9 protein-coding genes are annotated in these 12,599 nt (G+C 66.2%); 4 read left to right on the top strand and 5 right to left on the bottom strand.

The window, feature by feature from the left end; all coding sequences use genetic code 11:
- Nucleotides 1-50: 50 nt before the first annotated feature.
- From F7R11_RS00850 to F7R11_RS00840, 3 genes are all read right to left on the bottom strand, one after another.
- Nucleotides 51-953, bottom strand: coding sequence for a ferritin-like domain-containing protein (locus F7R11_RS00850; protein WP_231973119.1), 903 nt, complete (start codon nt 951-953; stop codon nt 51-53).
- Nucleotides 954-1,059: 106 nt separating this feature from the next.
- Nucleotides 1,060-2,286, bottom strand: coding sequence for an MFS transporter (locus F7R11_RS00845; protein ID WP_064805590.1), 1,227 nt, complete (start codon nt 2,284-2,286; stop codon nt 1,060-1,062).
- 110 nt (nt 2,287-2,396) lie between these two features.
- Entirely contained in the window at nt 2,397-3,089 is a 693-nt protein-coding gene (locus tag F7R11_RS00840) for a Crp/Fnr family transcriptional regulator (RefSeq protein ID WP_064805588.1), read from the bottom strand.
- Between the two features lie 196 nt (nt 3,090-3,285).
- On the opposite strand from F7R11_RS00840, the gene F7R11_RS00835 reads away from it, so the two are divergent.
- Nucleotides 3,286-3,909: an HD domain-containing protein gene (locus F7R11_RS00835; protein WP_021197259.1), complete on the top strand. Its 624-nt coding sequence runs from the start codon at nt 3,286-3,288 to the stop codon at nt 3,907-3,909.
- Here F7R11_RS00835 and F7R11_RS00830 read toward each other — a convergent pair whose 3' ends face one another.
- Nucleotides 3,910-4,905 carry a 2-hydroxyacid dehydrogenase gene (locus F7R11_RS00830; protein WP_064805586.1) on the bottom strand — a complete coding sequence of 332 codons (996 nt, stop codon included), beginning with the start codon at nt 4,903-4,905 and terminating at the stop codon, nt 3,910-3,912. It lies immediately after the preceding gene.
- Nucleotides 4,906-5,037: 132 nt separating this feature from the next.
- Between F7R11_RS00830 and sbcB the strand changes: the two genes are divergently transcribed.
- Nucleotides 5,038-6,477: an exodeoxyribonuclease I gene (sbcB, locus tag F7R11_RS00825; protein WP_064805584.1), complete on the top strand. Its 1,440-nt coding sequence runs from the start codon at nt 5,038-5,040 to the stop codon at nt 6,475-6,477.
- A gap of 330 nt (nt 6,478-6,807) precedes the next feature.
- On the opposite strand, the gene F7R11_RS00820 is transcribed toward sbcB, so the two are convergent.
- Entirely contained in the window at nt 6,808-10,368 is a 3,561-nt protein-coding gene (locus F7R11_RS00820; protein ID WP_064805581.1) for an indolepyruvate ferredoxin oxidoreductase family protein, read from the bottom strand.
- A 697-nt stretch (nt 10,369-11,065) separates the two neighbouring features.
- On the opposite strand from F7R11_RS00820, the gene F7R11_RS00815 reads away from it, so the two are divergent.
- Nucleotides 11,066-11,932: a bactofilin family protein gene (locus F7R11_RS00815; RefSeq protein ID WP_064805579.1), complete on the top strand. Its 867-nt coding sequence runs from the start codon at nt 11,066-11,068 to the stop codon at nt 11,930-11,932.
- 53 nt (nt 11,933-11,985) lie between these two features.
- Nucleotides 11,986-12,597: a hypothetical protein gene (locus tag F7R11_RS00810; RefSeq protein WP_064806479.1), complete on the top strand. Its 612-nt coding sequence runs from the start codon at nt 11,986-11,988 to the stop codon at nt 12,595-12,597.
- Nucleotides 12,598-12,599 lie beyond the last annotated feature (2 nt).

Raw genomic sequence — 12,599 nt, 5'->3', positions numbered from 1 at the left:
ACCCGGGCATCTGCCCGGGTTTTTCTTTGGGTCTGCGCAGCGCGTGAAGGTCAGTGCAAGACCACGCGCCGCACCAGTGCCACCAGCGGCGGTCGGATCGAGCGTTCGATCATCGGCCGCAAACGCAGCGGTTTGAGCAGCATCTTGGCCGCCATGTCGATCGGTAAGTGCGAGCGCACCAGCGCGCTCACAAGCGAGTTGAGTGCGCGTACATCGGCCTCGGGCACGTCTTCCTGACCGCGTTCGATGCGCAGCACGTTGCGCAGGGCGATCATCGAATCTTCGTTCTTGATTTCGCGCAGGCGTGAGGCGAGCGCCTTGAGCACGCGCGCGCGGCCGACGCCTTCGCGGGCATTGCACTCGTTGAAGAAGCGCAGGAAGTGCTTGTAGTGACGGACTTCGTCTGCCGAGATGCGGCTGGCGAGGTCGCGCAGCACGGGCTCGTCGGCCTCGGTGGCGGCCTGGGCGATGGCGCGGTAGAACGTGGCGGTGCCCATCTCGACCACGCAGCGCGCCACCATTTCCAGTGCCTGCGTCGGCTCGAACTGGTCGATCGAGCAGGTGAGGGAGTACTCGTCGAAAAAGCGGGCGTAGCCGCGCTCCCAGTCAAACTCGGGCCAGACGGTTTCAACGTAGCAGCGCAGGGCGCGGCCGTGCTGCAGCTCTTCGCGCTCCCAGTGGGCGATCAGCCAGTGAGCGGTTTCTGGGCGATCTGCGTAGTACTGGGCGAGATTGCCTGCATAGAGATCAGAGCCGCTCTCGACAAACGAGGCGCTGACCACGAGATAGAACAGCGTGCGGTTCTCGCGCACGCGTGCAACGTCGATGCTGCCGTAAGCGATCTCGTGGACTGTCCACGGGAGTTGTTCGCTGACGGACCCTGCTTCCAGATGAACCTGTGACACGGTGTGTCCTCCGTTGGCGGTGCCGCAAGAAGTCGGCTGCCATAGCATGAGAATGAAACATCACGTCTCATGTTTCAAGACACTTTTGCGTCAATAAAGGTTCCTATAAGCAATCTTCTGCGTGCAAAGTGGTGTCAGAGCCATGGCGATTGCGTCACTCGGGTGTTTTGCGCATCGGGCGGGCCTGGGCGTGCCACAACCCGTAGGTGAAGGCGCCGAGCGCGACCAGTGCCGCGGCCACCATCGCCCATTCGACCGCCGCATAGCCGCCGGAGGCCTTCCATAGCAGTGCGCCCAACCACGGCGCACTGGCCTGGGCCAGCAGCACGGGCGTCATCATCAGGCCGTTGAGTGTGGCGTATTGGCTGCGCGAGACCAGCTCCGGCATGGCGATCGCGCGCAGCATGGTGTTGATGCCGTTGGCTGCACCGTAGACCAGCGCAAAGACGAGCAGCAGTGGGCCGCTGGAGAGGGCGAGCACCACAAGCGCGAGCGCCATCGCCACATATGTCGCTGGGGCGATGCGCACCGGGTGCGCCAGGCGAAACCGCATCATCGCCAGCCGGCCGAGCACCTGGGCCGGGCCGATGAGCGCCGCAATCAGCAACTGGCGGCTGGTTGGCTCTCCTTTCTCGGAAAGCAGCGGAATCAGGTGCGCACCAAGCACCGTGTTGGTCAGGGCGACGGCGACGAACGCCAGCACCACCGCCCAGAACACCGGCATGCGCAGCGCCATGCGCCACGCGGAAGGTTGCGCAGGCGCCGTCGGACCGGTGGCCTCTGCCAGCGCGTGCACCGGCGGCCGTACGCGCAGCCGCGCATGGATAGGCAAGCAGATCAGCAGATGCGCCAGCGCGAAGCACTGCAGCGTGTGGCGCCAGCCGATGTGCTCCACGCCCCACTGCGCCAGCGGAATACAGATGGTGCTGGAGAACCCCGCAATCAGCGTGAGGCCGATGATGGGGCGCTGGTAGGCATCGCCAAACGCCTGGCGCAGCACGACGAAGGCGGGGTCGTAGAGCGTAGTGGCCATCGCCACGCCCAGCGGAAGCCAGAGCAGCAGGAAAGCCGTTTCACCGGAGACGAGCGACCACCCCAGCAGGCTGCCCGCGGCCAGCACCGTGCCCATGCCCATCACGCGCCGCGCGGGCCAGCGGTCCAGCGCGCGGCCCACCCAGAACGAGCACAGCGCCCACACCAGCAGCCCCAGCGAGAACCCGCCCGCCAGGAACGGCCGCGCCCAGCCGAGCGTGTCGTGCATCGGCGCAAGGAAGACGGTGAAGGTGAAGTAGAGCGTGCCCCACGAGACCGTTTGCGCGAGGCCAAGCAGCAACACAAGGCGCCGGCCTTCGGGTGAGGCCGGCGAGAGCATGGGTGTCATGGAGACTGAGGCGGTGGGTGGCAGGCCACGGGTGAGCCTGCGTGCGGCGTGTGGGGCATTCTAGCGGCGCGAGCCTGGGTGCGCGTGCCCCGGTCGAAGGGGGCACTCAGCTAGTGGCTGCCGGCGAGTGCACGCAGCGCTGTCGCATCGACGATCTCGACCGCTCGGTAGTGGCAGCGGATCCACCCCGCGCGCTGCCACGCCTGCAGGTATTTGGAGATGGTCTGCCGAGAGCGCGCCAGCATGCGGCCCAGTTCTTCATTGCTGGCCGCCACGGTACGGCCATCGCTCGCCCGCGCAAGCTGCAGCAGGCGCTGGGCGAGGCGCGCATCGGCGGGCATTTCGCTGGCGTGCTCGAACTCGTCGAAGATCAGGCGGATGCGCTGGCAGAGCTGTTGCATCAGCGCCCACATGCCGGCCGGATAGGCCGCCACCACGCGCGCAAAGGCCGCGCTGCCGAGCAGGATAAGCGTGGTCGGCCCCTGGGCATGCGCGCTGTGTGTGCGGCCGCCGCCGTCAATGAGGGCGATTTCCCCGAACCACTCGCCCGCGCGCAGCACGCCATAGACAAGTTCGCTGCCGCCATCGGTCGTACGGCTGATGCGCACACGGCCGCGCACGATCAGGAACATGCCCTGCGCGGGGCCGCCGTGGGGGTGGATGCATTCGCCGTCGGGGTAGGTGATGAGGCGTGCGGCGGGCGCGATCTCCGCCAGCAGGTCGGCAGGCGCACCACGCAACCAGCCTTGTGCGAGTTGCGCGGGGGTGGGGGCGGGGATCGTGTGGGAGGCTTCGGCTGGCATGTCGGCAGAATGCGTCGAAGGGGGCGCGGATCATTGTCAAATGCTTGACAGTCTGCGCGCAAGCCCCGGGCAGAGAATGCCCCAACGTTATCCACAATAGTTATCCACAGCGGATATCCACAGTGGTTATCCACAACAAGCTGCGCACCCATGACGCGGCACACCAGACCGATTCAGGCGACGAAGGAGACACCCCATGACGCACGACACTGCCCCGCGCGCGACGTTTTCCCACATGGAGCACGGCACCCGCGAGGACTGGGCCGCCATCTCGGCCGAGTTCATGCCATTCGCTCGTGCGCTGCCCGACCGCGTGCTCGCGCACCTGAAGCTGCTGGACGGCGATTGCGGCGGCTTTCCGATCGACCGCCTCGCGCATTCCCTGCAGACCGCCACGCTGGCCCACCGCGACGGCCGGGATGAGGAATATGTGGTCTGCGCGCTGCTGCATGACATCGGCGACACACTGGGCAGCTTCAACCACCCGGACATCGCCGCCGCCATCCTCAAGCCCTTCGTCAGCCCCGAGAACCTGTGGATGGTCGAGAAGCACGGCATCTTCCAGGGCTACTACTTCTTCCACCACCTGGGCCTGGACCGCAACCTGCGCGAGCAATACCGCAGCCAGCCCGAGCTGTTCGAGCGCACCGCCGAGTTCTGCGCCAAGTACGACGGCGCCGCCTTCATGGCTGACTACGACAACCTGCCGCTGTCGTTCTTCGAGCCGATGGTGCGCCGCGTGCTGGCGCAGCCGCGCAACTCCATCTACGTGAAAGAAGGTGAGCGCGAACTGTCCAAGCCGAAGGCCGAGGCGGCGTAACTAGGGCTTCACCACGTTCACGGGCGCACCGGCCGTCCACGCCGCCACGTTGGCGAGTGTGGTGTCGGCGATGCCCGCCAGCGCCTCACGCGTGAAGAACGCCTGGTGCGCGGTGACGATGACGTTGGGAAAGGTCAGCAGCCGCGCGAATACATCGTCTTGCAGCACATCGGCGGAGCGGTCTTCGAAGAAGAGGTCCGCTTCCTCCTCATACACGTCCAGCCCCAGGTGGCCGAGCTGGCCGGTCTTGAGCGCGTCGATCAGGGCAGGGCTGTCGACCAGGCCGCCACGGCTGGTGTTGATGAGCATGGCGCCCGTCTTCATGCTGGCGAGCGCGCTGGCGTCGATCAGGTGGTGCGTCTCGGCATTGAGCGGGCAGTGCAGGCTGACGATGTCGGACTGCGCCAGCAATTCCGGCAGCGGCACGTAGCGCACGCCTATTGCCGCGAGCGACGCCTGCGGAAACGGATCAAACGCCAGCAACTGGCACCCGAAGCCCGCCATGATGCGCGCGAACACCTGTCCGATCTGCCCGGTGCCGGCCACGCCCACCGTCTTGCCCGCCAGATCGAAGCCGAGTAGCCCATCCAGTGAGAAATCCCCTTCGCGCGTGCGATTGCAGGCGCGGTGCAGCCGCCGGTTGAGCGTAAGGATCATGCCGACCGCATGCTCGGCCACCGCATGTGGTGAATACGCCGGCACGCGCACCACCGTCAGCCCCAGGCCCTGCGCCGCTGCCAGATCGACATGGTTGAAACCCGCCGAGCGCAGCGCGATCAGGCGCGTGCCGCCTGCCGCCAGTTCGGCCAGCACGTTGGCATCGAGCGAGTCGTTGACGAACGGGCAGACCACGTCGAAACCCGCAGCGAGCGGCGCCGTCTGCGCGTCCAGGTGCGCGCGCTGGAAGACGAGGTCGAAGCCGTGGCCGCCGCGCGCCTGTGCGGCACGGAAGCTGTCTTCGTCATAACGGTGGCTGCTGAAGAAGAGGATGCGCATGGCGTGGCTCGGCGATTCGGCAAGTTGGGCGACCGCGCTAGCTTACTACCGCCCCATGTCGGGTTTGCGTGGCCCACCTGGCAACGCTGTTAGCATGCCGGCATCTTTTGTCTTTTCCAGCGAGCCACCGCCTTGCCCGTCACCCAGACCTTCCTCTGGCACGACTACGAAACCTTCGGCGCCGTGCCGCGCCGCGATCGCCCTGCGCAGTTCGCGGGCATCCGCACCGATGCCGAACTCAACGAGATCGGCGAGCCGGTCGAGCTGTTCTGCCAGCCCTCCAATGACTGGCTGCCCGATCCAGTGTCGTGCCTCATCACCGGCATCACGCCGCAGCAGTGCGCCAAGCAGGGCATTCCGGAGTACCGCTTCGCCCAGGCCATCGAGCGCGAACTGGGCACGCCCGGCACCATCGGCGTCGGCTACAACACCATCCGCTTTGACGACGAAGTCACCCGCCACCTGTTCTGGCGCAACCTGATCGACCCGTATGCCCGCGAGTGGCAGAACGAATGCGGGCGGTGGGACTTGCTCGACGTGGTGCGCACCACCTGGGCGCTGCGCCCCGAAGGCATCCAGTGGCCGAAACACGAAGACGGCAAGCCGAGCTTCAAGCTGGAGCACCTGTCCAAGGCCAACGGCCTGGTGCACGAGGCTGCGCACGATGCCGTGTCTGACGTGCGCGCGACGATTGCGCTGGCGCGCCTGATCCGCAATGCGCAGCCGCGCCTGTTCGACTTTTGCCTGGCGCTGCGCAAGAAGGACCGCGTGCTGGCGGAGATTGGTGACGCATCGCGCCCGCTGCTGCACATCTCCGGCATGTATGGCGTGGAGCGCGGCTGCATGGCCGTGGTGTGGCCGCTCGGCTGGCACCCGACCAACAAGAACGAGCTGATCGTATGGGACTTGGCGTTCGATCCGTCGGCGCTGTTCCACATGGATGTCGCCACCATCCGCGAGCGCATGTTCACGCGCACCGCCGATCTGGCCGAAGGCACCACGCGCCTGCCCATCAAGTCGATCCACATCAACAAGTCGCCCATCGTCATCAGCAACATGAAGACGCTGCAGCCCGCGCAGGCCGAGCGTTGGGGCATCGACTTTGCAACGATCGAGCGCCACGCCGCCATCGCCCAGGGCGCGCCCGACATGCGTGAGACCTGGCGCCAGGTCTACGCCCGCGAGCTGGAGCCGATCGACGATGTGGACCAGAACCTCTACGGCGGCTTCGTCAGCAATGACGACCGCCGTACGCTCAACGAGCTGCGCACGCTCAGCGGCGAACAGCTCGCGCAGCTGCACCCCGATTTCGCAGACGAGCGCCTGCCGGAGCTGCTGTTCCACTACCGCGCGCGCAACTTCCCCGACACGTTGAGTGAAGAGGAATACGAGCAGTGGGAGCAGTTGCGTGCAGAGCGCCTGTTCGAGGGCGTCGGTGGTTATCTGACGTTTGAGGCGTTCGGTGAGCGGCTCCAGCAACTGGCCGCCGACGCTACAGAGCAGGGTGACAACCGTGCACAGGGCATCCTGCAAGACCTGTACGACTACGCGCAGCAGATCGTGCCGGGTTAATCCCGCCGCCGGCTCTCAAAGACTCGCCCCCGGCGCTGAAAGCCTCGCCGGCGGGTGGGTGGAGTCCCAACAGTGGCTCTCACAGCGCCGGCATGGACGCTCAACGCCCCGGAGCTGACGCTCAACGCCCCAGCGCCGGCGCCTGGAGAGCCGGCATTGGCTTTCAAAGCATCGTCGCTGGGTGTGCGGAGAGTCAGCGCTGGCTCTCAAAGACACGAAGGCGGCTCTCTGAGTCCCGGCGTTGGCTCTTAAAGACCCGCTGCCGGCGCCCCGAGAGCCGCCTTCGTGGAACGCGGTGTCCTGCGTTCCTTTCTTTGATACGTCGGCCGATCAGGCTGCGCGCTGCGCCGCCGCCGGATCACGCCACTGCGCGAGCAGCTTGTTCCAACGGATGCGTGCGGCCGCCAGGTTCGCTTCCTTCACGTGGCCGAAGCCGCGGATGTCTTCCGGCAGGCGTGCCAGTTCCACGGCCTGTGCCAGCTTTTTCGCCGACAGCCCCTTCACCAGTTCGTCCACCAGCGCACGGTATTCACCGATCAGCGCGCGCTCGGTGCGGCGCTCTTCGGTCTTGCCGAACACGTCGAACGCCGTGCCGCGCAGGCCCTTGAGCTTGGCCAGCACCTTGAAGATGCGCATCGTGTTCGGGCCGAAGCGCTTCTTCACCAGATGGCCCTTCTCGTCGTGCTTGGCCGTCATGGGCGGCGCGAGCCAGAAGTTGAGTTGGTAGTCGCGGCCGGGCTCGCCATCGAACTGTGCGCGCAGCTTGTCGAGGAAGGCCGGATCGGTGTACAGGCGGGCGACTTCGTATTCGTCCTTATACGCCATCAGCTTCGACAGATTGCGCACCACGGCTTCGGTCAGTGCCAGCGTTTGGCCAGCACCCACCACCGCCGCTTCTGCTGCACGCACACGCTCCACCACCGAGCGGAACTCGGCAGCGTAAGCAGCGTTCTGGTACGCAGTCAGCAGATCGACACGACGAGCAATCAGCGTGTCCAGCGAGGGCAGGGCGATCACATCGGCCTTGGCACGCGGGGCGTCGTCGGCGAGCTTGAGCACGGCCTCGCGGTCTTGCGCGAGATGGCGACCCCACTCGAAGGCGGTCTTGTTCTTCTCGACCGCCACGCCGTTGAGTTCGATGGCGCGGATGAGCGCGTCGTACGTCAGCGGAATCCAGCCCTTCTGCCACGCAAAGCCCAGCACCAGCGGGTTGGTGAAGATCGCGTCGCCCAGCAGGCGCACGGCCAGCGTGCTGGCGTCTTCAAACGCGCACGCATCGCCGATGGCCGCGCGGATGTCGGCTTCCGCCGAGCTGCCCGGGAAGCGCCAGTTCGGGTTTTTGATGAAATCCGCTGTGGGCGATGCAGTGCTGTTGACGATGGCGCGCGTCTGGCCGTACTGCACCTTGGACAACACTTCGTCCCCCGCCGAGACGATCGCATCGCAGCCGATCACGAGGTCGGCTTCGCCCATGGCGATGCGCGTGGCGTGGATCGAATCCGGACGCTCGCCGATCTGCACATGCGAGAGCACCGCGCCGCCTTTCTGCGCCAGGCCCGCCATGTCGAGCACGGTCACGCCTTTGCCTTCGATGTGCGCCGCCATGCCGAGCAGACCGCCGATGGTCACCACGCCCGTGCCGCCCACGCCGGTCACCAGCACGCCGTACGCACGCTGGATGGCAGGCAGCTCAGGGTGCGGCAGCAGCGGCAGGCCATCCATCGACACGCCACGCGATTCCGGCTTGCGCACTTGCGCGCCTTCGGCCGTCACAAAGCTCGGGCAGAAGCCGTTCACGCACGAGAAATCCTTGTTGCACGACGACTGGTTGATCTTGCGCTTGGTGCCCAGCTCCGTTTCCAGCGGCTCGACCGACAGGCAGTTCGACTTGACCGAGCAATCACCGCAGCCTTCGCACACCGCGTCGTTGATGAACGCGCGGCGTGCCGGGTCGACCATCGTGCCGCGCTTGCGGCGGCGGCGCTTTTCCGTCGCGCAGGTCTGGTCGTAGATCAGCACGCTGGTGCCTTGCACCTCGCGCAGCTCGCGCTGAATCGCATCCAGGCGATCGCGGTGATGCACCGTCACGCCTTCCGGCAGCTTGATGGCCGCGTTGTACTTCTCCGGCTCGTCCGTGACGATGACGATGCGCGACGTGCCTTCGGCATGCACCTGTGCAGCAATCTGCGGCACCGACAGCGGGCCGTCCACCGGCTGACCGCCGGTCATGGCCACCGCATCGTTGTAGAGGATCTTGTAGGTGATGTTCACCTTGGCCGCGATGGACGCGCGAATCGCCAGCAGGCCCGAGTGGTAGTACGTGCCGTCGCCCAGGTTGGCGAACACGTGCTGGTCGCCCGAGAACGGCATCTGGCCGATCCACGCCACGCCTTCGCCGCCCATCTGGCTGAAGGTGTCGGTGCGGCGGTCCATCCACACGGTCATGTAGTGGCAGCCGATGCCGGCCAGCGCGCGCGAGCCTTCCGGCACGTTGGTCGACGTGTTGTGCGGGCAGCCCGAGCAGAACCACGGCTTGCGCTCGGCGGTGATGCGCGGCTTGGCGAGCGCCTTCTCTTTGGCGTCGATGATGGCGATGCGCGAGGCAATGCGTGCGCGCACGTCCGACGGCAGCTCGAACTTCTCCAGCCGCGTGGCGATGGCGCGGGCGATCAGCGCGGGCGACAGCTCGTAGTGCGCCGGCAGCAGCCAGTTGGCCATCGGCACCGACCATTCGCCGCCAGCGTTGTCGCGCTCGTCGAACTTGCCGTACACGCGCGGACGCACGTCGTCGCGGTAGTTGTACAGCTCTTCCTTCAGTTGGTATTCGAGGATCTGGCGTTTCTCTTCCACCACCAGGATCTCTTGCAGCCCTTCGGCAAACGCGCGCGCACCATGCGCTTCCAGCGGCCACACGCAGCCGACCTTGTACAGGCGGATGCCGATGCGGCGGCAGGTTTCCTCATCCAGGCCGAGGTCGACCAGCGCCTGACGCACGTCCAGGTACGCCTTGCCGGCGGTCATGATGCCGAAGCGTGCCTGCGGCGAATCCATCACCACGCGGTCGAGCTTGTTGGCACGCACATACGACAGACCGGCGTACCACTTGTAATCGAGCAGACGCGCTTCCTGCACCAGCGGCGGATCCGGCCAGCGGATGTTCAGGCCGCCCTGCGGCATGATGAAATCTTCCGGCAGGATGATCTCGGCGCGGTGCGGATCAACGTCCACCGAAGCCGACGACTCCACCACGTCCGTCACGCACTTCATCGACACCCACAGGCCGGAGTAGCGGCTCATCGCCCAGCCGTGCAGGCCGTAGTCGAGGTACTCCTGCACGTTCGACGGATACAGCACCGGAATGCCGGCTGCCTTGAAAACGTGCTCCGACTGGTGCGCCAGCGTGGACGACTTGGCGGCGTGGTCATCGCCTGCCAGCACCAGCACGCCGCCATGCGCGGACGAACCCGCCGAGTTGGCGTGCTTGAACACGTCGATCGTGCGGTCCACACCTGGACCCTTGCCGTACCACATGCCGTACACGCCGCTGAACTTGGCGTTCGGATACAGATTGACCTGCTGCGAGCCCCAGACCGCCGTGGCGGCCAAGTCTTCATTCAGCCCCGCCTGGAAGACGATGTTGTGCCCGGCCAGATGCTTCTTGGCTTTCCACAAGGCTTGGTCCAGCGCGCCCAGTGGCGAGCCGCGGTAGCCGGAGATGAAGCCCGCCGTATTGAGCCCAGCGGCGCGGTCGCGCTCCTGCTGCAGCATCGGCAGACGCACCAGTGCCTGCGTGCCGCTGATGTAGATGCGGCCACGCTCGAGCGTGTACTTGTCGTCCAGGGAAACGGTTTCGAGCGCGCGGCGTAGCGCGTCGTTCAGAGGGGCATTCATGCGTGCTCCGTGTGGGTGTGCCGGGATCACCAGCAGCAGGTCTCTTTTGGTGCCGTCTGCGCCGCTTCTTGTGGAAACTGGCAGACAGCCGTGGGTCGGGGCATCGTAGCACCGCGTGACATTCCCAACACCGTGCAACGCAGCAAGAATGGGGCGGGGTTTTCCCGAGGTTGCGGCGTTTTCGGCACAGATGTGGCGCATGGATCGGGCTGGCGACACGGATGCTGCGGTGCATGCGAAATGCCCAGGCAGAACGGTCTGAAGCGCGGCGTATTGGCAAACTTGCGTCAAGAAGCCATGCGTGCGTCACCTTGCCACTGGACATTCGAGAGCACCGCGGCCATCCTGCGCGGTTCCGTTCCGGACCTCCCTTTTTTCAGACCATGTCTCGCACTCAACCCATTCGCGCGCTGCGCCGGCAAGCTTTGCCGGCTGTCTGCGCGCGTGTGCGTTGCGGTGCCGCGCAGGATCTCTCGCCCGCGCACGCTGCCCTTCGGCATTTCCTGCTCGCCCGGCTTTCCTGAGCCGTGCGGGGCGCCGCCCTAGCTGGCGTCTCTGCCCCGTACGGCCACTTCCGCTTTCTCCCCGTCTTTAACGCTGGTTTGGCGCTGCATCAACACGATGGGCGCCGGCACCGGTTCGTCCGCCATCTGCCGGCTGATCGTTGATCGCCAAGTTGCCGGGCGCAGGAATCGCCATGGAACTCACACAGAACTTCATCAAGGCCAAGCAGCCTTGCGCGGCGGGCTACCGCTGGTACATCCGCAACCGCCACAACGGCACCGATTACCAACACCTGCTCGATAGCCTCGTGCGCGAAGGCCGCATCGCCGATGCCATCTGGTTGCTCGACAACTTCGGCCCGACTGATGCCGTGCTCGAAGCCGACGACATCGAGGCCGATGCGCTCATCTTTGCCGGCACGATCGTGGTGCGCGGCGGCATCCACGTCGACGGTGTGTTGCGTGCGGGGCAGGCCATCCGTGCAGGCGGCGGCGTACGTGCCGGTGAATCCATCACCACGGGCGGCGATCTTGAAGCCAAGGCTGGCCTCTACTGCGATGGCACCGTGCACGTGGGCGGCGACCTACGCGTCGGCTGGAGCGTGACGGCTGCCGGTGCGCTGCACTGTGGCGGCGTGGTGCGCGTGCACCGTGACTTGCATTGCGACGCCGACATCGACGTGGCGGACGACCTGCTGATCGGCGAAGCGCTGGCCGTGCGCGGCAGCGTGCGCGTCGGCAAGGGCCTGCGCGCTGGCGGCGAGGTGTGCAGCGAGGCGGGCATCGTCAGTGCGAACGGCATTCTCGCGGGCGCTGATCTGCGGGCGAGCACGCACCTAGAGGCCGGCTGGGGCATCAAGGCCTGGGGCGACATCGAAGCCGGCGGCGCCATCCGCGCGGGCGAGGGCGTCGAGGCCGGCGGTGTGATCGTTGCTGGGCCAGGCTATGGCATTCACGCGGGCCTGAACGTGCGCATGGACGACTGGCCTGCCAGTGCCTGCATTCGCGCGGCTCAGCAACCGTCGCGGCTCATTAGCGGCTATTGGGCGGAGGCCGCATGAGCACCGCACTGACTCTGCCCATGCCGCCACCGGTCTTGCCGACGTTGGCATCCATGGTGCAATCGCTGCGCCGGCGGCTTGCACCGCTTGGCCTGCGCACCGACGTCGACTTCAACAACGAAGACATCGAGCGCGAACTCGACGCGCTGTATGAACGCATGCAAACGCCCGGCACGCCGCTGCATGGCATGACGTTCGATGACGGCACGTTGCCTGGCTTCCGCATTCACACGCGCGAGGCCGATGGCGAGACCTATGTCTATGTCGAAGATGTGGCGGCGCGGCGCCTGGCCGGCTACACGGTCTTCAACCGCTTGATTGAGCTGGACAGGCGGGCGGATCCCCATCTGCGTGCGCCGCATTCGAAGTACGCGTTGGCGTACCAGCGGCGTGGGTTGGCCTCGACCGTCTTCCGGCGCGCGCTCGACGGTGGGATGTGTCTGATGAGCGGCGCGCGTCAGTCCGTCGGCGTGCATGGGGTATGGCAGTCGCTCGCCAGGCGCTACCCATCGGGGTATGTGGAGGTGCGCGACAAGCGCCTGCGCTACCTGGGTGAGCAGGTAGACGATGTCGTGCTGCTGGAGGACTTGCACACGCGGCGCGTGCTGCTGGGCGCGGGTTGGAGCCTGGACAAACTCGCCGCTGCCACAAGGATGGTCGTCTGACT

It is taken from the genome of Ralstonia insidiosa (genome assembly GCF_008801405.1).
Classification (GTDB): Bacteria; Pseudomonadota; Gammaproteobacteria; order Burkholderiales; family Burkholderiaceae; genus Ralstonia; species Ralstonia insidiosa.
This window is presented reverse-complemented; position numbering and strand designations above follow the sequence as displayed.

Bases quoted from the DNA above. Each gene is read 5' to 3' on its own strand.
- F7R11_RS00850 (WP_231973119.1), bottom strand. From the start codon at position 953: ATGCTATGGCAGCCGACTTCTTGCGGCACCGCCAACGGAGGACACACC.
- F7R11_RS00845 (WP_064805590.1), bottom strand. From the start codon at position 2,286: ATGACACCCATGCTCTCGCCGGCCTCACCCGAAGGCCGGCGCCTTGTG.
- F7R11_RS00840 (WP_064805588.1), bottom strand. From the start codon at position 3,089: ATGCCAGCCGAAGCCTCCCACACGATCCCCGCCCCCACCCCCGCGCAA.
- F7R11_RS00835 (WP_021197259.1), top strand. From the start codon at position 3,286: ATGACGCACGACACTGCCCCGCGCGCGACGTTTTCCCACATGGAGCAC.
- F7R11_RS00830 (WP_064805586.1), bottom strand. From the start codon at position 4,905: ATGCGCATCCTCTTCTTCAGCAGCCACCGTTATGACGAAGACAGCTTC.
- F7R11_RS00820 (WP_064805581.1), bottom strand. From the start codon at position 10,368: ATGAATGCCCCTCTGAACGACGCGCTACGCCGCGCGCTCGAAACCGTT.
- F7R11_RS00815 (WP_064805579.1), top strand. From the start codon at position 11,066: ATGGAACTCACACAGAACTTCATCAAGGCCAAGCAGCCTTGCGCGGCG.
- F7R11_RS00810 (WP_064806479.1), top strand. From the start codon at position 11,986: ATGGTGCAATCGCTGCGCCGGCGGCTTGCACCGCTTGGCCTGCGCACC.